This is a genomic window from Actinokineospora fastidiosa, from assembly GCF_014648415.1.
Lineage (GTDB): Bacteria > Actinomycetota > Actinomycetes > Mycobacteriales > Pseudonocardiaceae > Actinokineospora > Actinokineospora fastidiosa.
This window is the reverse complement of the sequence record NZ_BMRB01000002.1, coordinates 127,265-145,230: the sequence shown is the minus strand read 5'-3', so window position 1 is coordinate 145,230 and position 17,966 is coordinate 127,265. Positions and strand designations below refer to the sequence as shown.

The window sequence follows — 17,966 nt, the reverse complement described above, 5'->3', positions numbered from 1 at the left end:
GGGGGGGGGGGGGCATCCGTAGTCAGCCGATGTCCGTACTGGTTGCGCCAGCCACGACAGCACCCGTAGATGTTCGGTGGGCGAACCGAAGCACAACATGTGAGAGGCGATGCGTTCGTTGGGCCGAGGCAAGCCGAGGTGCAGTAGACACGACCACCCAACACGCGCGTGCGCGCGCGAACGAGAAGCCTGGATGGTTCGATGATGGCCGCGGTCGGACTGACGATAGGCATGTCGCACGACCGTGGGTGGCGGCACACCCTCGTCGTCATCGCGCTGGACTGACTGTGCTCCCGGCTTACGCCTGATCTTTGCAGCGGGTTAGAACTCGCTGTCACCGAAAGCTCAGATGCGAGATCATCGCGCCATGACAGATCCAGACCCGCCGAGCATCCTCTACGTGGACTCCACCGCCAAGTACAGGAGACTCGAAGGATGGGGAATCAACTTGGTCAATAAGATGTCCGTTCGATTGCGGGATGCGCTCGACATTGGGGAATGCCGGTCCATGGCCACTGGCGCACCTATGTACATTCCTGAGGGACCGCACTTCGTCTACGACGATGCGCCTCGGCTCTTTCTAGGCCGACGTGGGCGCGGGCCCCTTTACGTAGCGTGGGATACCAACCTGCTACTTGACTATTTTCAATTTGGCTCCCGGCTATGGCGTGGTGACCCCTTACCCGAAACAGTCGATGAAAACTACTCCTCCGAACTGGAAGGGCTACAGTTGGTGCTCACGCTTTGGATTATGCGCGATATCCGCTTTGTGATCCTTCCTCAGACAATCAGTGATGCCAAGAAGGAGCTCTCCGAGGAACGAAGGCTAAACAGAATCAACGCCTTTGAAGAGTTCGTGTCTGCACTTCGGTTGGTCGGCAGCGGACTGCCTGCGGATGACACTCCATCGAGAGACGGGATACTGAGTCTGCCGGACAAGGAGCTACAGCGCGCCCTCCAGGGAGTGCCTTCTGGCTATGACAGAAGGCTTGTCGAAGCGGCGGTGCGTGGTGGGGCGACAGTGTTCCTCAACAGGGATGCGAAGGTCTTGCGGAATCGCGACGCGTTCCGGCCGTTCGGGCTTCTGATCGCCAGCTCGCTCGACCTACTGGAGGAGCTTGTCGGATGTGGTTCGTTTCATTGCATGCTCGCGCCTCAGTACGCGCAGTGGCCAATGATGGATCAGCAACGCGTAGGCCACCTCATACGTGCATTGCCTGAGTTCGGCCGTGGTGAGAGCCTAGGGAAGGGCATCTAACCGAATCTTGGCGTGGAGTAATTGGGGTCAACCGGCACATAGCGCGGTAACAACAGGATCGGCTGGCGCGATTATGTACACATGGCCGCAACAGAAGTTTCGGAAGAGGGGTTGGAGCAAATGCTTCGTTCGCTGCTTGCCAACTGGGAGGTAGAGACCGCTCAACTTGAAGGAAAGAGGGGGACCACTGAGCTTCAGATGGTAGCCGTTTTTTCGTTGGCGGCCCATGCGCACCGACTTGCGTCGGCAGTCCTAGTCCTGCGTTCAACAAAGCTGTTCCTGGAGTCCATTCCGCTGACGCGCGAAGCGTTTCAGTTTGCTCTGACCGCCCACTGGTTGACCGTTTGGCCATCAGCTGTCGACGGATTCATCGCAGAGTCTGAGAGGCAGCACAACCTGACGCTCTCTAGCGTGATTAAGGCCGGATGGGAAGCATTGGCCGAAAGGGAGGAAGCGCCCGCCAAGACAAAGGATTTCACCGCTCAATCGGCACGGAATTTTCATCAACTTTGCAACGATCTTACACCGGCGGGACAGGAAGCCTACGCCATGTACAGGATTCTGTCCTCCTACACTCATCCTGGGTACCGAGTTATCGACCAGTACTTGGCTGGCGAACCCATTAGGGGGCACACATATCCCGTGAAGTTTACCCAGGATGATGCCCGGCCGTGGCTATTTATTACGTGCTGTTGCGTGATCTGGGCAGCCAGGGCAGTTGACCGATTGACCTTGCGCCAGGAACGACGAGGAGAACTGCGTTCGGCAGCCAAACGCCTCGGCATTAAGGCTGAACTCCAACTGTCAGAGGATTTCAAGGTCCGGGAACGGAAGGCTCGACGGGGCAACTGGAAGAACCAGGCGGACTGATCTCGGGCACCAGCATTGTGATGCAGATCGCTAGACGGTGCTGGCAAGAACCTGATTTATGAACTCTTGCGAGGATGTTCCGTCAAGGGTTAGCGTCTTAATGTGGGATATTAGTTCGGCGCACTTCTTGGTGACAGCATTGGTGGTATGGGTAGGCGGCCGCAAAGTCCCCTGCTTACAACCTATTTGACTGCCGTTTCCGGTATCAAAAAGAGTGAATGAGCTAATCGATGCGGATAGAAAATGGATGGAAATCGAACTATATTGATCGCAACTTGTGGGCGAGCAGCCATTCGAGCGAGGTGCCCAAGCTGCTCCCGCATGGTTGATGCATCGCCGACTTGACGGCTGTAGGCGGCACGGTGTAACGCGGGATTCGGCGTTGTGGTGGCGGGCTGGCCCCGCTGTGAGCGTGGAGAGTGCTGCGTTAAGCCACGATAGGTGCTGGCACGCCGAGCTGAATCCTGACCTGCGGCGAGGTCGTCCCGATGCCCGTCCAAGCCGCCGTGAGCCGGTGCGAGATCCCCGACGTTGGATTCTGGCCTACGGACACGCGCTCCTACTTGTTAGTTGTCGTCGAGCGTCGAGTCGTCGGGGACCCCGAGTACTTTGCGGGCAGATTCCGCGAATCGACGGACCTGGGTCAACAGCGGCATGGTGTCGACAGCTCGCCCGTCCAAGACCGCTGTCAGGTTGGCGGCGAACATCCGGATCAGCTCGGTTGCTTCGTCTCGGGTCTGCGCGGGCCCGATGATCCCGAGCGGTGCGTAACGGTCACGACACGTCGCGGCGAGTTCGAGGAGCCGGTCCCGCAGGTCTTGAGGAAGCTTTTCGTGGACTCGAACGTGGTCGCTGGCGTGTCGCAGTTCGATCCGCACGTTCGAGATCGCGGCGAGGAAGGCGGTGAATACCCGTAACCGTTCATCTCGCCAGCACATAGTAACGGTGTTTGCATGGTCTTCAGCCCGACGCGCCCGCTCTCGCTCCCAGCGCAGGTCTTCACGGTCTTGTTCTCGTCGCCACCTCACGTCCTCCCGGTGCGCGCTTACGAGTTGACCAGCGATGACGCCCACGATGCCAAACATGGCGACCAGCAACGGAACCCACAGGGGTACGTGTCCACTCGACATGATCAGAGAATAGGGCGAACCTGAGCGGCTGTTGTGAAGAATGACCGCCAGTGGTGGGTACACGCAGGTCCAGCGCGCCGACCAGCGCCCCGGCACGTCCACGGGTGGCAGCTCGGCAACGCGCCGTAGGCTCATGGGGTCGTACCGCCGGGTAACCGAGAACCCTTCGACATCGGGAGTCCTGGTCGATGCCGCGGGGAGCGCCGACCGCACTGTAGTCATCTGCTAACCGACTTGAAGAGCCCGCATTGGACGCGGAGCGCCGTGGCCGGTGGGGACGGGACGCGGCGTTGGTTCGGCACGCGTCGGGATGACCATGAGAGTTAAGGACGATAGCTGTCAACCTGCCGAGATGCGGCTGGCACAAGTAAACGAAGGTCGTCCCGCTCGTCCGCTCGAGGCGGGCCCCTCCGTTCGGTTGACCACTGTCTCACGGGAGGCACGTCCCCCGAGTAAGATCAAGCCAACGGGATCGCCAAACTGACAAAGTAAGTGATGGCATGACGAACCACACTCCTTCGGAACCCGCACCAGAAAAGTCTGTCACCAACGAGAATTTGCCGAAAGGTGAAGTTGTTAGCAACGAACTTTCTGGCGATGTTCACGGAATCTCCTTGCAGGCCAAAGATATTGCTGGAGGGATTCATTTTAACGTGAATGATCTCACTCTGGCTTCCACGCGAGGGAGTGGAGCATTTGTGCGGACGCTCAAGCTCCTTAGAGGATGGATTTTTGTAACGGCGGCGACCTTCTGTGCCTGCGCTCTTTTCGCTAATTTGATGGATAGATGGTTGGCGCGGGGACTGCTCTTTGTGCACTTGCTGATCGATGGAGTAGTTGTTGCCATCTCTGCAGTACTGTTCCTGGTCGGTTTTGCGCACTCGAGGCGATCAGGACTGGATTTTTATTCATACACCCGGAAGGTTGTCGGGTGGATCGCCCCGAAAACATTCAAAGCGACGTCTATGGCGACATTGCTTACATTCGTGGTTACGCTAGCTGTCCTTCTGGTAATTCTGTCGAACAGTTCTCCGCGGGCGGATGCGACTGGAGCGTACGGCTATAACGGCGTCCTCTTGTTCTTCTTCGTTCTTCTGATCTTTTCGGTATGCGCTCTTGTTGCAAAACGGGGTGAAAGTTCGAGGTGAATCGGGCTTGATTCCAAAGTGGAACTGGTTGGTTCAAGCTCCATTGCGTTGGTGATCGCTGAGGCGGCCGCGAACTTAGCCAGGGTGACATGCGATGACGGGCTGGACCGACGGCTCGTTGCGCCGAGCTCCTAGCGGTGCCTGTGGACGACTGTGGGTTGACGCCAGTGACGGGAAGGGGCGTACAGGGAGATCCCCATCGCGGTAGTGGGGTAACGCCGGTTACGGATCGACCCTTGACTCATCTGCTACAGATATGAGGTTTTCGCCAAGCGGTCGACCATGGATTGAAGGCTCCTTCTGGTGTGTTCAGAAGTGAGCGCGCTCTGGGTTATCCTGGTGCGTAGGTCAAGATAGGCACTAGTCTGGGGATCGTGAAGGAATACTCCACTAGTGCCGAGGTTCACGTGGATGACTGGTTGCTCCTTTGGAAACTCCATCAGAAGCCAGGAATGGGTAAGGAGTCCTACTTGGCGACCGGCGCGGACTAGGCGTACTCCGATCCCACGCTTTGACGCTTCGATGAGCTTGACTAGCTGATCGAAAAGCGTATGTGGGTTGGCGACGGGAGTTAGAAGGGCGGTCTCATGGATGAAGGCTGTGTAGTCGACACGTTGGAGTTCTTGTTGATGGCGTTCCTGAACCCTCCACCAGGCTGCCACCTGGGCGGAAGCGGCGCCGCTGAGATGCATGCAGCTCGCTGCGTAGTCGTACGTCTGTAGGAGCTTCGGGATCGCACCCAAAGAGAGCTCTGTTAGCGAAGAGGCGGCAGGCAGCAACCCGGAGAGTGCGCAGAGCCCGGGCAGCTCGGGCGGAGGCGGTGGTTGCCACCAACCCGCCTGTACCTCTCCGCGGGCGGCCTGGATTAGGGCGGCTCGTTCCTTCGGGCGGATGCCGTAGAGCGTTAGTAGGACTGCGACGTCTTCGCTGGTGATGTGGCGTTTGCCGTTCTCCATGCGGCTCAGGGTGGGGAGGGACAGGTGGGAGAGTTCGGATGCTCGTTCGAGGCTGAGTTTGGCCTGGTTGACTCGCATGCTCCGGAGCTGGGCGCCCAGCATGCGGTCTCGCGCTTGTGGTGGCCTTCGGTGTCCCGACATGGTCGCCTTCTGCGGTCGCGGTGGGTGGTGGGGCACCCCGACGTGGGAACCAGGGACCGCAGAGCTGGGAGGAGTCGGAGGTCGCTCTGCGGGCTTTGCTACGTCGGGGTGCCGTGGTCCAGCCAAAGGTGTGCGGCGGAGTGTGCAGAAGGTTGTGCAGAGGGTAGTCACTCGTTGGTGCGCCGGGTCTACGCTCGACGGGAGAAAGGCGTACGGGAGGTGCCGATGGCACGCGAGTCGGCTGCTGTCGCTGGGCTGCGGCGGGAGTTGGGGGAGCGGTTGGCTCTCTGCCGGAAAGCCGCTGGCATGACGCAGGCCCAGCTGGCGGCCGCGGTGTTCTGCGATCGGAGCCGTCTTGCTCACCTGGAGAAGGGGCGCGGCAGCGCAGATGAGCGGTTCTGGCGTGCTGCTGATGAGGCTCTGCAGGCGGGTGGCGTGCTGGTGCGGACGGTGTTGGAGTTCCGAGCTGCGCTGACGGAACAAGAGAACCACCTTCGCGAGGTGGAGCTGGCGACCATTCGTGAGCGGATAGCCGCCTGGGAGGGGAGCCGTCAGGCTATGCAGGAGGTAACCGAGCCCTTCCCGCCAGCGGCGATTGGCGGTGATCTGACAGCGGCGATGGAGTGGCTCGATGCGCGCGTGGGCTGGACCCCGGGGACCGCTCGGTTGAGGGTGAGCGACTGGATCAATGGCTCACGGGGGCGGTTGATGCGGGATGCGGGTTGTCGTGGTCGGGTTGGGCGCGAGCGGCTGGCGGTTGAGCTTGCCCGGTACTACGGCGGTGAGGGCCTGTTCACCGGCGCCTTCGGCGAGATCGCGACTCGCACGTCGATACTCACTCGGCCCGAATGGCTTGAAGTGGGTGGCGAACTGACTGCTGACCGCGATCAGCTACAGCTAGTCCTGGGGAACGGGAGTGCCCCTCGGCTCACGGAGCGGAACGTGGACGCCGCCGTTCGTCGTCTCGCTGAGGCGGAGATCGGCCAGGTGCGGATCGCCGACGCGCCGATCTACCGATTGCTTCGGACCAATGTTGGGCATGAGCGGATCGCTGGTGAGGTCGAGGTTGCATCCTTCATCGAGTACGCGTTGACGGCTGACCTGTTGGAGAGCGAGTTGGTCGACGCGATCGGTGCTGGTCGGCCTGCACGGCCAGGGAGCCTGCTGCTTCGTGATGCTCAGCTACCGGACCGCGCGGCGGTGCTCGACGTAGGTAATCGGCTGTGCGCTGGTGGCGTGCTCGCTCTGACCGCGATCGCGCGGCCTGCGGAGGTGCATCGAGGTCCCGCGGATTACGTCGTCCTGGTGCAACGCCGGTCCGGGCAGGTGCTGAACGCGGGTGGGCGGCTTGCCGTCATCCCGAAGGGCTTCCACGGGCCGATGGTCGACTACCGCGGGGACGCGCGGATCGGTGCGACGTTGCTTCGGGAACTGGAGGAAGAGCTGTTCGGCCGCGCGGATGTCGACAGCACGACCGGACCGCAGCGAGCAGCGGCGCCGATGCACCCGAGTCGCCTTTCAGACCCGATGCGCTGGCTCACCGAGGTGCCCGGACGGATGCGACTCGACTTCACCGGGTTCGGCCTTAACCTGGTCAGCGGCAACTATGAGTTCGCGGGCCTGGTGGTTGTCGAGGATGAGGAGTTCTGGGCGCGCTTCGGCGGGGCGATCGAGGCGAACTGGGAGACCATCGGGCTGCGACAGTTCTCCACGCTCGACCACGCGGCACTTGCTGAACTGGTGCGCGATCAAGGTTGGAGCAACGAAGGGCTCTTCGCGCTCCTTCTGGGGCTGCGGCGGCTCACCGAGACCGGTAAGGATCGCGTCGATCTGCCTGAAATCGGTTGGGAGCTGCAGTAGCTACGTCGCGGACGGCCAGCGGACCGTGACCACGACGGAATCCGCCAGGGCCTCCCACGAGTGATCGATTCCCGGACCCCACATGATGTAGTCGCCTTGGCGTGCGAGCACCTTGCTGCCTTCCGTCAGATCGACCCGGAAGTTGCCCTCTACGAGGAGAACCAGGGTCGTTCGCTGGTCGTCCGAGGTCCACTCGGGACGCTTGTCACCCGCTGGGTGATGCGCCCACTTCACCTCGACGTCGCCAGTGGACCGGACGCCTTGAGCTGGGTCGATGAAGTGGCCGACCAGCCAGCCTCTCGTCTCGGTGGTGTCCTCGGTGGCGTTGCCCGCGGACCAGCCGTTCGTCACCTGCGGATCTCCCATTCGATCGGTGGGACCTTGACGCGCGGGCCGCCGATCTCCGCCAGGCGGTGGAGCCCTTGGGTCATGGCGAACAGACCTTCGTTGCTCCACGCTACATCGGTGATCAGCTCAGTCAGGAGGTCAGTGTCGGTCGTCGAGTAGCGGCGCAGGCTGCTCGATTCCCAGTTCGCTTCGATCATGCCGCCGAAGCGGTCCCAGAACTCTTCGTCCTCGATGACGATCAGGCTCGCGAACTCGTAGTTGCCGCTGACCAGGTTCAGCCCAAACCCCGTGCACTCCATGCGGAGGCGGCCGGGGGACTCCGTGAGCCAGCGCATCGGCTCGGACAGGCGGCTGGGATGGAGCGGGTCCGCACTGCGCTGGCTGGTGACCGTCGAGTCGACGTCGTCACGGCCGAACAGTTCCTCCTCCATCTCGCGGCGGAGGGTGACACCGATCTGGGCGTCGGCGCGGACGTCGGCCAGCGGCTGGTGGAAGCCCTTGGGGATGACGGCCAGCCTGCGGTTCGCGTTGAGGACGTGGCCGGAGCGTTCCTGGACCAGCAGGAGGTAGTCGGGCTCGCCGCGGAAGGGGTCGGCTGGACGGGCGATGGCGGTCAGGGCCAGGGCACCGCCAGCGCACAGGCGCGTGCTGATGTCGACCACGGAGGCCAGGTTCGGCAGGTAGCGATCGCGGAGGGGAAGGCTGCCGGGGACGGCCTGGAGGCCGGACGCGAGGGCGTCGGTGAGTTCGCCTTCCAGGAGGTCCATCGTGAGGGCGTACTGGACGAAGTGGGCGACGCTCGCGCTTCCGCCGATCCTGCCTTTGGCGATGTCGATCGAGTGGAGCTGGTAGAGCGGGTTGTTGATCAGTCGGGTTCGCATCGCCAGGGCAGCAGCGAGGCGTTCAATGGCTGGGTCGCTGGCCTCCACGTCCAGGATGAGCTCGGCGTCCGGGGAGGCGCTGACGACGGTGAGGCGGTCGTGCTGCGGGATAAGGGGGCAGTCGAGGTCGAGCCAGTCCGGGTGCGTGAGGACGCTCGTCTGGACGGCCTGGTCCCCTACGCGCGCGGTGTAGCGGCCGTGGTCGGTGGTGCTGGCGCCGTAGTAGGCCGCGAGTGCGTCGGCCAGGTCGCGCTGGCTGACGCGCGTGCGGCGGGCGCGGCGGTCCTGGAGTTCGCGGAGGTCCAGCCGGGCTAGGCGGACCGCGACAGCGTGGCGGCTTCCGCCCGGCTCCCAGCCGGCGTGCTGGTCGAGCCAGTCGAGGGCGGCGGTGATGTCCGGGTCGTCGAGGAGGCGGAGTTCGGCGTCGGTGGCCTCGGTGGCGGGGGCGCTGCCGGTGAGCTGGGCGAAGCGGCTGCGGGCGTCGTCGGAGGCGCGGTCTAGGGCCGCGTCGAGGAGCTGTTGCATCTCGGACTTCGGGCGGACGGTGGGCTTCTGGTGCCAACCGCCGACCGTGCGGGTTGCGATGCCCAGGTGCGCGGCGAACGCTTCGTTGCTCATGCGGAGCGCTGATTGCAGCGCGCAGGCCGTCCTGCCCGTCCAGCCGTTCACCGGGTGCATTCGTCCCCCAGAATGCGGAAGTGCCGTGGTTGTGCACTGGTCTTGCATTGGTTCTGCATCAGATGTGCATGGGATTCCGGCCGGATTCGGCCTTGAATCAATGGCATGCGAAACGAGCAGATCAGAACCATTCGGCTAGCGCTTCTCGCGGACGTGCTGGACCACCGTGGACAGGTCGGTTCGCATCTCGTCCAGGCGTTCGGTGATCTCCGTCAGGCGTTGCTCCAGAGCGTCCAAACGGGACCACAGGCGTCCGCCGCTGTCGTCGGGCTCATCAGGGCTGGGAGGCGTAGTCCCTTCGAGGATCGCGGCCAGATGCTGCGGATGCCAGCCCAGCGTGGTGGACAGGGCCTCCAGGGTTCGCGCGCTCCGCCTGCGCTCAACGGTGTTGTGCTGGATTTCCCGCACGATCGCCTGTGAGACCTGGGACCGCTCCGCCAGTTCGCGCTGTCGCCAGCCGAGCTCGCGTACCCGCTCGTTGATGGCCTGCGCGACCGCTGACCAGTCCTCCGACACCAATTCCTCCGCGCTCCGACTCCGCGCCCGACATTAGCGGCTGATCGCCGACCGGCGAGCGGTTCCCGCGCTTTCTCGCGGCGCGTCGGACAAACGCGGCTCCATGAGAGCTGATATCAGCAGATAAATGCTTAAATCGGCTCTCTCGCTGCAAAGGGACTTCCGTCATGAGCACGAATCTGTCCAAAGCCGGGCGACCGGCTTCGCTGTCCGTCCGTCAGGCCGCGTGGGCGCTCGGGGTGCCGACCTCGACCCTGCACCGGGCCATCCGGGTCGGGACGCTGCGGGCGACGCGGCGTCGATCGCGGCTGGTCGTTCACGCGGCTGACCTGGCTCGACTGCTCGGGGGTGCGCGATGACTCCCGATGAAATCTGGCTGGTGGGGATCGCCTGGCGGCTTGATCGGCTGCGGTGGGTGCCACACGACGTGCTCCGCGGACTCGTGGTGACGCGCGGAGCGTGTATGTGGACCTGCGGTGATCCGCCGGGCTGGCTCGACGCCCCCGCCTCGGACCGGGAGTTGGCGGCGCGGATGTGCGCGGGCTGCCCGGTCCAGGACGAGTGCCTGGAGTTGGAGCTGCGGGACGCGGGCGACCAGACCGTTGGTGTCTGGGGCGCGCTGGGCGAGGACGACCGCCGGGCGCTCTACCCGCACTGGCTGCGCCGCGGTGAGCGGGTCGACGGGAGGCCGGCGTGAACACGATCAACCTGTCGATCGCCGAAGTCCTCGCGGGCGCCGCGGTGCTCGTGGTGCTGTTCATGGTCTGGCGGGCGGGTGCTCGCCGGGCGAAGGCGGCGGCGGAGCGGGCGCGTAGCGGAGCCCGGTTCGTGTCGCTGGCCGGGCGGGTGCTGTTCAACGCCGCGCTGATCGTCGCGGTTCAGTGGGTGGTGATCGCGTACGCCCGGGACCGGTGGTTGCTGCTGGCCGTCCTCGGGCTGCCTGCGTTGTTCGCGGCTTACGCGCTGACGAAGGCGCTCACGGTGACCACGGTGGACACCTCGACGCGGCGGGGTCGGCGATGAACCGGGCGCGACGGTTGGCGCGGGACGCCGCGGAGGCCGCAGAGGTGCGGGCGTACGAGACGCACCCGGACGTGGTGGCCCTGAGGATCGAGCGGGTGCGGCGCCAGGTGGACTGGATGTGCTGGTCGGGGATCGTGCTCGGGTTGGCGTTCACGATGACCAACGTCCAGGGGTTCGCCGCGGCCGGTGCGGCGGTCTGGTCGCTGCCCTGGCTGGCCGCGTGGGTGCTCGATCCGACGGTGTCGCTCGTGCTGCTGGCGATCCTGCGGGCTGAGCAGGTCACCGCGCGGTACCAGGTGGAGACGGGGCCGTGGGTGCGGCGGGCGAAGTGGTTCACGCTGGCGGCGACGTACGTCATGAACACGTGGGCGTCGTTCGCGGCCGGGTCGGTGTCGGCGATCGTGCTGCACTCGGTGCCGCCGCTGGTCGTGTTCGTCGCGGCGGAGGCGATCACCGATCTGCGGGACAAGCTGACGCTCGCGGTTGCCGCCGCGCACCGGGAGGCCGTTCACGTGAAGGCGCCCGTTCATGAGCCTGTTCAGGCTGGTCGGAAGCGGTTCGCGGGCTACCTCGACGTGGCGCGGGCTGCCTGGTCGCCGGGCGTCGAGGTGACGCCCGCGTGGGTGCGGCGGGTCACGGAGTGCTCCCGTGGTCTGTCATCCCGGCTGGCTCGGGCGCTGGCTGCGGAGGTGGCGCGATGAGCGACCTGCCTGTTCGGTCGGTGCTGGACGCCGAGCTGGTCGAGGAGCCGCCCGCGCCCGTCTACTACCGGCCGAAGCTGGGTCGGCTGGCTTCGTGGTGGCTGCGGTCGCCGCGCGTGCCGGTGTGGCTCAAGGAGCGGGCGCAGGCAGCTCAGGCGGCGAAGGACGCCGTGGCCTACGTCGTGCGGTCGCCGTTCCGGTTCCTCGGGGCGGTCGTGCGGGGGTTGATCGCGGGGGCGCGGTGGTGGCGTCGGTGGGTCACCGTCCGGGACTTCCGGGAGGCGGCGGAGCAGTCGGAGAAGCTGGCGGACAAGTTCGCGGAGATTCGGGCGCTCACGCTGTTCCGGTGGAAGGTGACCGGCCTGGTCCTGGTGGTCTCAGCCTTGGTTGTGCTGGTCGCGCGGGTGGTCTACGGGCCGGGGGTTCTGTGGATCGTGGCGACGGTGAGCGCCGTCGCGCTGGCCGTGCTCGGGCGGCGGAAGGAAGGCAGCCCGGGACGGAAGGCAGTGCTGGCCGGTCCGCGGACGTTGACCTGGACGATGGACCCTCAGGTCCTCGTGGACGCGTTCCGCGACGCCAAGCTGATCGGCAAGGACGAGACGCTGCGGCTGGTCGAGCGGGCGACGCGGATGGGGGAGGGGTGGGCGATCACCGTCGACCTGCCCGCGACCCGCAAGGCGGCGGACGTGATCAAGAACCGGGAGGCGCTGGCGTCGGCGCTCGCGGTCGACGAAGTCCAGCTCATCGTGGACCGGGTCCGCAGGAACGGTGGACACGCCGGTCGGGTGGCGATGTGGGTTGCCGACCAGGACCCGTACAGCGCTCCGCCGCTACGGACACCGTTGCTCGACGTGCCGCGGTGGGATGCGTGGCGGCCGGTGCCGTTCGGGCGCGACGCGCGGGACCGGCGTGTGGACCTGCCGCTGGTGTGGACGTCCCTTCTGGTCGGTGCGATCCCGCGCCAGGGCAAGACGTTCGCGGCGCGGCTGGCGGCGGCGGGGTTGATCCTCGATCCGCATACGCGGCTGTACGTGGCGGACTTCAAGGCTGGGAAGGACTGGGAGGCGGCCGGGCAGGTGGCGCACCGGTTCATGTCCGGGGATGAGAGCGAGCACGTGCTTGCGCTGGTCGGCTGGCTGGTTGAGCTGATCGGGGAGGTTCAGGGGCGGTATCGGCGGATGCGGGAGCTGGACGACGTGACGTGTCCGGAGTCCAAGATCACGCCCGCGATGTCTCGGGACGCGCGGTTGAACATGCCGGTGACGGCGCTGTTCATCGATGAGGTCCAGGTGCCGTTGGAGGACCGGACGCCGGTGAAGGTCGAAGGGAAGAAGCTCACGGCGGGGGAGTACGTCGGGGAGCTGCTGACCTGGCTGGCGAAGAAGGGGCCTGCGGCGGGGTTCGTACTTGTGCTGGCCACGCAGCGGCCGGACTCGAAGACGATCCCGTCCGGGCTGCGGGCGGTGCTCGGGTCGAGGTTCGCGCTCCGGGTGATGGACTGGCGGGACTCGAACATCGTGCTCGGGGAGCAGATGAACACCCGTGGGTACGACAGCAGCCGGTTGCTGGCGTCGCACAAGGGCGTGGGCATCCTGCGGCCGGACGGAGAGGTCCAGGCGGGCGCCGACGTGCTCGCGCTGACGGTGCGAACCTATTACATGCCCAACGAGGACTGGCGGGTCCTGTGCGAACGCGGCCGGGCGCTGCGGGAGGCGGAAGGGACGCTGACCGGGCACGCGACCGGGCGGGACGTCGCCCTGGTCCTCGACCACACGGCGGCGGTGAAGGCGATCGGCGCGGGGACGACATCGGACGGACCGGTGTGGCGGCCGGACGGGCTGCCCGAGCCGCTGGCGGCGGTGGTCACGTACCTGGGCGATGAGCTGGACGAGGAGGACGGCCGCGACTTCATCCCCACCGCCGAGCTGGCCGAAGCCCTCGACGTCGAGCCGACCGCGTTCGCCCGGCAGATGGCGGGACTGGACTGCCGTCCGACCCGCAATCGGGTGCCGGGCGAGGACGGCGAGGTCAGGCGCATCCGCGGCTACTTCACGGCCGACATCCGGGCTGCGGTGAAGCGCACGAGACGTGCTGAAATCGGCTCTGCTGGATCGAGTGACCGTGATCTGTCATGACTCGCGAGCGTGGAGGGGCGGAGACGCTCGTCGTTCGCGTTCCGGACCATCTTCCTCGCCTTTCGCCACGTGCCTGGCGGACACTGCTTGGCATACTGGTCGAGTTGACGACCGTCGAAGTGCTCGACGGACCGCCGGAAGGTACGCGCCATGACTGCTGAAATCAGCCGCGACCCGTGGACGACGCTTGATGAACTCTGGGGAATCGAGGTCACGGCCAGCGAACTGGACGAGGGGATCGGTGAGCTTGCGTTCTACGGGCGCTGCTCGACGGAGGACAACCAAGACCCGGAGACCTCTCACGGCTGGCAGATGGGGAACGCGCGGAAGTTCGTCGAACCCCTGGGCGGAAGGGTCGTCGCGGACTTCTTCGACATCGGTCAGTCCCGGTCGGTGCCGTGGGAGCGGCGCCCGGAGAGTGCGCGGTTGCTCGCGGCCTTGAAGGACCCACGGCGGACGTGGAGCGCCGTCGTGGTGGGGGAGGGGACTCGGTGCTGGTTCGGCAACCAGTTCTCCCTGATCGCGCCCCGCTTCGCCGCGTACGGCGTGGACCTGTGGGTGCCGGAGCTTGGCGGGAAGTTCGATCCGCGGAACCCGTCGCACAAGATGCTGATGAGCGTGCTGGGCGGGATGAGCGAGTCCGAGCGCCAGCACGTCCAGGCCCGCGTCCGCGCTGCGATGGATGCCCAGGTGCTCAACGAGGGCCGTCACCAGGGCGGGCGGACGCCGTTCGGATACGAGGTGGTCGACGGTGGTCCGCACCCGAACCCGCGGAAGGCGGCCGAGGGATTCCGGCTGAGGGTGCTAGCGCTGGACGAGGAACTGGCGCCCGTAGTTCGTCGGATCTTCGATGAGTACCTGGAGGGGAACGGTGACCGGGCGATCGCGGCGGGCCTGAACCGGGACGGCATTCCCTGCCCATCGGCAAGGCGGCCGGACCAGAACCGACACCGGTTGGCGGACGGATGGCAGGGCAGCACGGTCCGGGCGATTCTGGAGAACCCGCGTTACACCGGCTATGCGTATTTGGCCGCTGGACGAAGCACGAGATGTTGGCCGATCCGGATGACGTGTCGGCGGGGCACGTGACGCGATTCCGGAAGGCATCGCCTGACCGGATTGTTCGCTCCCGGAAGCCTGCACATCCCGCGATCGTCTCTGTCGATCAGTTCACCCAAGCCCAACTCATCAGGAGGTCGCGGGGAGCGGGTGGAATGCAGGGGATCGCGAAGCTAGAGCGAAGGCGAACAACCACGAAGCGCACCTACCTTCTCCGCGGGCATGTCCGATGCGAGATCTGCAAGCGGAAGATGCAGGGAGGCGTCGTCCGGAACACGACCTACTACCGCTGCCTCGCTCGCACGCTCGCACCCGGTTCGGCGGCTCTGGAGACTCATCCGAAGACGGTCAACCTCCGTGAGGACGTTCTGGTGTCCGCCATCAACGGGTGGATCGGCAGGCTGTTCGCCCCCGAGAACCGAGACGAGACGGTCCGAGCGCTTCTCGCTTCCCAAGACGACGCCCAGCAGACGAGCGGGCAGCAGGCCGCGCAACAGCGGCTGGCGGACGCGGAATCGCGCTTGAAGCGTTATCAGGCGGCGATCGCCGCAGGCGTCGACCCGTCTGCGCTCGTTGAGGTGATCAACCAGGCACAGGCCGAACGGGAAGCAGCGCGGGCAGAGGTAGGGCACGTGCCAGCGGCAGGGAGCCTCGACGCTGCGGAGGTCTACGCGATGATCGACGCTCTCGGGGACGTCGGTTCGGTGCTGAAGGACGCACGGCCGGAAAGCCTGATCAACCTCTATCGTGACCTGCGACTGGAGATCGGTTACCAAAACGACAGAGACGCTGCCTCAGCGACAGCGTCTCTCCGTGTGGTTAGCGAGTGTGTCCGAGGGGGGACTTGAACCCCCACCCCCTTAACGGGGACTAGCACCTCAAGCTAGCGCGTCTGCCATTCCGCCACCCGGACGTGCGGGGGAGCCTGGGCCCTCCCGCGTGGTGTGGACATACCTTAACTGATCGTCCCCCGGGCGCCCAAATCGGGTGGGGCTTGGGGGTGTGGGGGGTGGTAGGAAGGGCGGTGTGAGCGAGCAGGAGATGGGCGGCCTGGCTGTCGCCGAGGCTGAGGTTGTGGGTTTGACCAGCGAACTTATCCGCATCGACACCACGAACACCGGGGATCCGGCGACCGTGGTGGGGGAGCGGGAGGCGGCGGAGTACGTCGCGGAGAAGTTGGCTGAGGTGGGGTACGAGACCACCTACGTCGAGTCGGGGGCCAAGGGGCGGGGGAACGTCTTCGCCCGGCTGGAGGGGGCCGATCCCTCCCGGGGCGCCCTGCTCGTGCACGGGCACCTCGACGTCGTGCCCGCGGACCCGTCCGAGTGGTCTGTGCACCCCTTCAGTGGCGCCGTGCAGGACGGCTACGTCTGGGGGCGGGGCGCGGTCGACATGAAGGACATGCTGGGGATGACGCTGGCGACCGCGCGCCGGTTCAAGCGGGACGGGATCGTGCCGCCGCGGGACATCATCTTCGCGTTCCTCGCCGACGAGGAGGCGGCGGGCGACTACGGCTCGCAGTGGCTCGTGCGGAACCGGCCCGACCTGTTCGAGGGCGCGACCGACGCCATCAGCGAGGTCGGCGGGTTCTCGATCACCGTCAAGGACGGCGTGCGCGCCTACCTGATCGAGACCGCCGAGAAGGGCATCGCCTGGATGAAGCTGCGGACCCGGGGCCGCGCGGGCCACGGGTCGATGGTCCACGAGGACAACGCCGTGACGAAGCTCACCGAGGCCGTCGCCAAGCTGGGCACGCACCGGTTCCCGCTCGTGCTGACCGAGTCCGTCCGCGAGTTCCTCGCCGCCATGAGCGAGCTGACCGGGCTGGAGTTCGACGAGGACGACCTCGACGGGACCGTCGGCAAGATCGGCACCGTGGCCCGCATGATCGGCGCCACCCTGCGCGACACCGCCAACCCCACCATGCTCACCGCCGGGTACAAGGCCAACGTCATCCCCTCCGTCGCCGAGGCCGTCGTCGACTGCCGGGTGCTGCCCGGCCGCGAGGAGGCCTTCGAGCGCGAGCTCGCCGAGATCCTCGGCCCGGACGTCGAGCGCGAGTGGATCAGCAAGCTCCCCCCGGTGGAGACCACCTTCGACGGCGCGCTGGTCGACGCCATGACCGACGCGATCGCCGCGGAGGACCCGGGCGCCCGCGCCGTGCCCTACATGCTCTCCGGCGGCACCGACGCCAAGGCGTTCAGCTCACTCGGGATGCGCTGCTTCGGCTTCGCCCCGCTCAAGCTCCCCGCCGACCTGGACTTCACCGCCCTGTTCCACGGTGTGGACGAGCGCGTCCCCGTCGACGCGCTGCAGTTCGGCACCCGGGTGCTGGACCGGTTTCTGCGCAATTGCTGACCGTGCCAGGATGCGAGCCATGCGGGTCGTCCTGGGTGACGGGGCCGAGCTCGCCGTCGCCGCAGCGGGAGACCCCGCCGCCGAGGTCACGGTGGTGCTCGCGCACAGCTACGCCCAGGACCACCGCGTCTGGCACAAGATCATCGACACCCTCCCGCACGCCACCGAGCAGCCCGTCCGCGTCCTGGCCTACGACCACCGCGGGCACGGCCGCTCCACGGCGGCCACGCCCGAGACCGCGACCGTCGAGCAGCTCGGCGACGACCTCGCGGAGCTGATCGCCGACCAGGCCAGCGGGCACGTCGTGCTCGCTGGCCACGGCATGGGCGGGCTCGCGCTGATGTCGCTCACCGTCCGCCACGTCGACCTGTTCACCCGCAGGGTCGCCGGGCTGGCGTTCCTGGCCACCAGCGCGAGCAGGCTGTGCGACACGTCCGCGGCCGTCCCGCACTCGGTCGGCCGCGTGGTGCAGGACCTGCGCGGCATCCTCGGCGGCAGCGTCGACCGGGTCAGCCGCAAGGCGATGGCCGTCGGGCTGCGCTGGCTGCTCCTCGGCGACGACCCCGACCCGGACGACATGCGCCTGGTCGCCGACATGGTCAGCGCCCACTGGCCCGACACGGTCGCCCTCTTCCGCCCCGGCCTCGACCGCTACGACCGGGAGGCCGCGCTCGCCGTCGCCGCCGACGTGCCCGTGCTCGCCATGGTCGGCGACCGCGACCGCCTCGTCCCCGCGGCCCACGCCGACGCGCTCGCCGGGTCCGCCCACGACGGCGCCGCGGTCGTGCTGCCCGGGCTCGGCCACATGCTGCCGCTGGAGGGCGCGCCGCAGGTACTGCCCCGATTGGTCGGCCTGGTGCACGCCGCCTTGCGCAAAGTGGGGGAAACATGGTGAACCCGTGGG

At 66.1% G+C, this 17,966-nt stretch carries 18 protein-coding genes and 1 tRNA gene; 12 read left to right on the top strand and 7 right to left on the bottom strand.

What is annotated here, in order from left to right:
* The first annotated feature begins 400 nt into the window (after nucleotides 1–400).
* Both IEY98_RS10750 and IEY98_RS10745 read left to right on the top strand, forming a co-directional pair.
* Nucleotides 401–1,258, top strand: coding sequence for a hypothetical protein (locus IEY98_RS10750; RefSeq protein WP_189210292.1), 858 nt, complete (start codon nucleotides 401–403; stop codon nucleotides 1,256–1,258).
* A gap of 81 nt (nucleotides 1,259–1,339) precedes the next feature.
* Nucleotides 1,340–2,128, top strand: a complete 789-nt coding sequence (locus IEY98_RS10745) for a hypothetical protein (RefSeq protein ID WP_189210291.1) — start codon at nucleotides 1,340–1,342, stop codon at nucleotides 2,126–2,128.
* 182 nt (nucleotides 2,129–2,310) lie between these two features.
* On the opposite strand, the gene IEY98_RS33380 is transcribed toward IEY98_RS10745, so the two are convergent.
* On the bottom strand, nucleotides 2,311–2,628 hold the full coding sequence (locus IEY98_RS33380) for a Scr1 family TA system antitoxin-like transcriptional regulator (protein WP_373292370.1): 318 nt from the start codon (nucleotides 2,626–2,628) through the stop codon (nucleotides 2,311–2,313).
* Between the two features lie 66 nt (nucleotides 2,629–2,694).
* Nucleotides 2,695–3,360, bottom strand: coding sequence for a hypothetical protein (locus IEY98_RS10740; RefSeq protein ID WP_189210290.1), 666 nt, complete (start codon nucleotides 3,358–3,360; stop codon nucleotides 2,695–2,697).
* A gap of 398 nt (nucleotides 3,361–3,758) precedes the next feature.
* Here IEY98_RS10740 and IEY98_RS10735 point away from each other — a divergent pair, with 398 nt between their 5' ends.
* The gene (locus IEY98_RS10735) at nucleotides 3,759–4,406 is read left to right on the top strand and encodes a hypothetical protein (RefSeq protein ID WP_189210289.1); all 648 of its coding nucleotides are present in this window, start codon (nucleotides 3,759–3,761) and stop codon (nucleotides 4,404–4,406) included.
* Nucleotides 4,407–4,654: 248 nt separating this feature from the next.
* On the opposite strand, the gene IEY98_RS10730 is transcribed toward IEY98_RS10735, so the two are convergent.
* The gene (locus tag IEY98_RS10730) at nucleotides 4,655–5,464 is read right to left on the bottom strand and encodes a Scr1 family TA system antitoxin-like transcriptional regulator (protein WP_268244574.1); all 810 of its coding nucleotides are present in this window, start codon (nucleotides 5,462–5,464) and stop codon (nucleotides 4,655–4,657) included.
* Between the two features lie 264 nt (nucleotides 5,465–5,728).
* On the opposite strand from IEY98_RS10730, the gene IEY98_RS10725 reads away from it, so the two are divergent.
* A complete protein-coding gene (locus IEY98_RS10725) occupies nucleotides 5,729–7,363 on the top strand; it encodes a helix-turn-helix domain-containing protein (protein WP_189210287.1) in 1,635 nt (544 codons plus the stop codon).
* Here IEY98_RS10725 and IEY98_RS10720 read toward each other — a convergent pair whose 3' ends face one another.
* The 3 genes from IEY98_RS10720 to IEY98_RS10710 all read right to left on the bottom strand — a co-directional run bounded on the left by IEY98_RS10720 (nucleotide 7,364) and on the right by IEY98_RS10710 (nucleotide 9,786).
* Complete coding sequence (locus IEY98_RS10720) at nucleotides 7,364–7,714, bottom strand: signal peptidase I (RefSeq protein ID WP_189210286.1); 351 nt, start codon at nucleotides 7,712–7,714, stop codon at nucleotides 7,364–7,366.
* Entirely contained in the window at nucleotides 7,711–9,270 is a 1,560-nt protein-coding gene (locus tag IEY98_RS10715; RefSeq protein WP_189210285.1) for a transcriptional regulator, read from the bottom strand. The genes IEY98_RS10720 and IEY98_RS10715 overlap by 4 nt, the downstream gene beginning before the upstream one ends.
* 135 nt (nucleotides 9,271–9,405) lie before the next feature.
* Nucleotides 9,406–9,786, bottom strand: a complete 381-nt coding sequence (locus IEY98_RS10710) for a helix-turn-helix domain-containing protein (protein ID WP_189210284.1) — start codon at nucleotides 9,784–9,786, stop codon at nucleotides 9,406–9,408.
* A gap of 355 nt (nucleotides 9,787–10,141) precedes the next feature.
* Here IEY98_RS10710 and IEY98_RS10700 point away from each other — a divergent pair, with 355 nt between their 5' ends.
* The 6 genes from IEY98_RS10700 to IEY98_RS32500 all read left to right on the top strand — a co-directional run bounded on the left by IEY98_RS10700 (nucleotide 10,142) and on the right by IEY98_RS32500 (nucleotide 15,552).
* Nucleotides 10,142–10,483 carry a WhiB family transcriptional regulator gene (locus tag IEY98_RS10700; protein ID WP_189210282.1) on the top strand — a complete coding sequence of 114 codons (342 nt, stop codon included), beginning with the start codon at nucleotides 10,142–10,144 and terminating at the stop codon, nucleotides 10,481–10,483.
* The gene (locus IEY98_RS10695) at nucleotides 10,480–10,809 is read left to right on the top strand and encodes a hypothetical protein (RefSeq protein WP_189210281.1); all 330 of its coding nucleotides are present in this window, start codon (nucleotides 10,480–10,482) and stop codon (nucleotides 10,807–10,809) included. Before IEY98_RS10700 ends, IEY98_RS10695 begins: the two co-directional genes overlap by 4 nt.
* Nucleotides 10,806–11,510, top strand: coding sequence for a hypothetical protein (locus IEY98_RS10690; protein ID WP_189210280.1), 705 nt, complete (start codon nucleotides 10,806–10,808; stop codon nucleotides 11,508–11,510). The genes IEY98_RS10695 and IEY98_RS10690 overlap by 4 nt, the downstream gene beginning before the upstream one ends.
* Entirely contained in the window at nucleotides 11,507–13,645 is a 2,139-nt protein-coding gene (locus IEY98_RS10685; protein WP_189210279.1) for a cell division protein FtsK, read from the top strand. The genes IEY98_RS10690 and IEY98_RS10685 overlap by 4 nt, the downstream gene beginning before the upstream one ends.
* Before the next feature lie 150 nt (nucleotides 13,646–13,795).
* Nucleotides 13,796–14,734, top strand: a complete 939-nt coding sequence (locus IEY98_RS32505) for a recombinase family protein (RefSeq protein ID WP_229786796.1) — start codon at nucleotides 13,796–13,798, stop codon at nucleotides 14,732–14,734.
* A 125-nt stretch (nucleotides 14,735–14,859) separates the two neighbouring features.
* Nucleotides 14,860–15,552 carry a recombinase zinc ribbon domain-containing protein gene (locus tag IEY98_RS32500; protein WP_229786795.1) on the top strand — a complete coding sequence of 231 codons (693 nt, stop codon included), beginning with the start codon at nucleotides 14,860–14,862 and terminating at the stop codon, nucleotides 15,550–15,552.
* On the opposite strand, the gene IEY98_RS10675 is transcribed toward IEY98_RS32500, so the two are convergent.
* Nucleotides 15,534–15,617 (bottom strand) — tRNA-Leu (locus tag IEY98_RS10675). The genes IEY98_RS32500 and IEY98_RS10675 overlap by 19 nt on opposite strands.
* A gap of 128 nt (nucleotides 15,618–15,745) precedes the next feature.
* Here IEY98_RS10675 and IEY98_RS10670 point away from each other — a divergent pair.
* Both IEY98_RS10670 and IEY98_RS10665 read left to right on the top strand, forming a co-directional pair.
* Complete coding sequence (locus IEY98_RS10670; protein WP_189211712.1) at nucleotides 15,746–17,062, top strand: M20/M25/M40 family metallo-hydrolase; 1,317 nt, start codon at nucleotides 15,746–15,748, stop codon at nucleotides 17,060–17,062.
* A 19-nt stretch (nucleotides 17,063–17,081) separates the two neighbouring features.
* Nucleotides 17,082–17,957, top strand: a complete 876-nt coding sequence (locus tag IEY98_RS10665) for an alpha/beta fold hydrolase (protein WP_229786794.1) — start codon at nucleotides 17,082–17,084, stop codon at nucleotides 17,955–17,957.
* The last annotated feature ends 9 nt before the right edge of the window (nucleotides 17,958–17,966 follow it).

Coding starts and splice junctions, on each gene's coding strand:
- IEY98_RS10745 (WP_189210291.1), top strand. CDS start 1,340: ATGGCCGCAACAGAAGTTTCGGAAGAGGGGTTGGAGCAAATGCTTCGT.
- IEY98_RS10730 (WP_268244574.1), bottom strand. CDS start 5,464: ATGCTGGGCGCCCAGCTCCGGAGCATGCGAGTCAACCAGGCCAAACTC.
- IEY98_RS32505 (WP_229786796.1), top strand. CDS start 13,796: ATGACTGCTGAAATCAGCCGCGACCCGTGGACGACGCTTGATGAACTC.
- IEY98_RS32500 (WP_229786795.1), top strand. CDS start 14,860: ATGCAGGGGATCGCGAAGCTAGAGCGAAGGCGAACAACCACGAAGCGC.
- IEY98_RS10725 (WP_189210287.1), top strand. CDS start 5,729: ATGGCACGCGAGTCGGCTGCTGTCGCTGGGCTGCGGCGGGAGTTGGGG.
- IEY98_RS10690 (WP_189210280.1), top strand. CDS start 10,806: ATGAACCGGGCGCGACGGTTGGCGCGGGACGCCGCGGAGGCCGCAGAG.
- IEY98_RS10670 (WP_189211712.1), top strand. CDS start 15,746: ATGGGCGGCCTGGCTGTCGCCGAGGCTGAGGTTGTGGGTTTGACCAGC.
- IEY98_RS10715 (WP_189210285.1), bottom strand. CDS start 9,270: ATGCACCCGGTGAACGGCTGGACGGGCAGGACGGCCTGCGCGCTGCAA.
- IEY98_RS10685 (WP_189210279.1), top strand. CDS start 11,507: ATGAGCGACCTGCCTGTTCGGTCGGTGCTGGACGCCGAGCTGGTCGAG.
- IEY98_RS10700 (WP_189210282.1), top strand. CDS start 10,142: ATGACTCCCGATGAAATCTGGCTGGTGGGGATCGCCTGGCGGCTTGAT.
- IEY98_RS10665 (WP_229786794.1), top strand. CDS start 17,082: ATGCGGGTCGTCCTGGGTGACGGGGCCGAGCTCGCCGTCGCCGCAGCG.
- IEY98_RS10735 (WP_189210289.1), top strand. CDS start 3,759: ATGACGAACCACACTCCTTCGGAACCCGCACCAGAAAAGTCTGTCACC.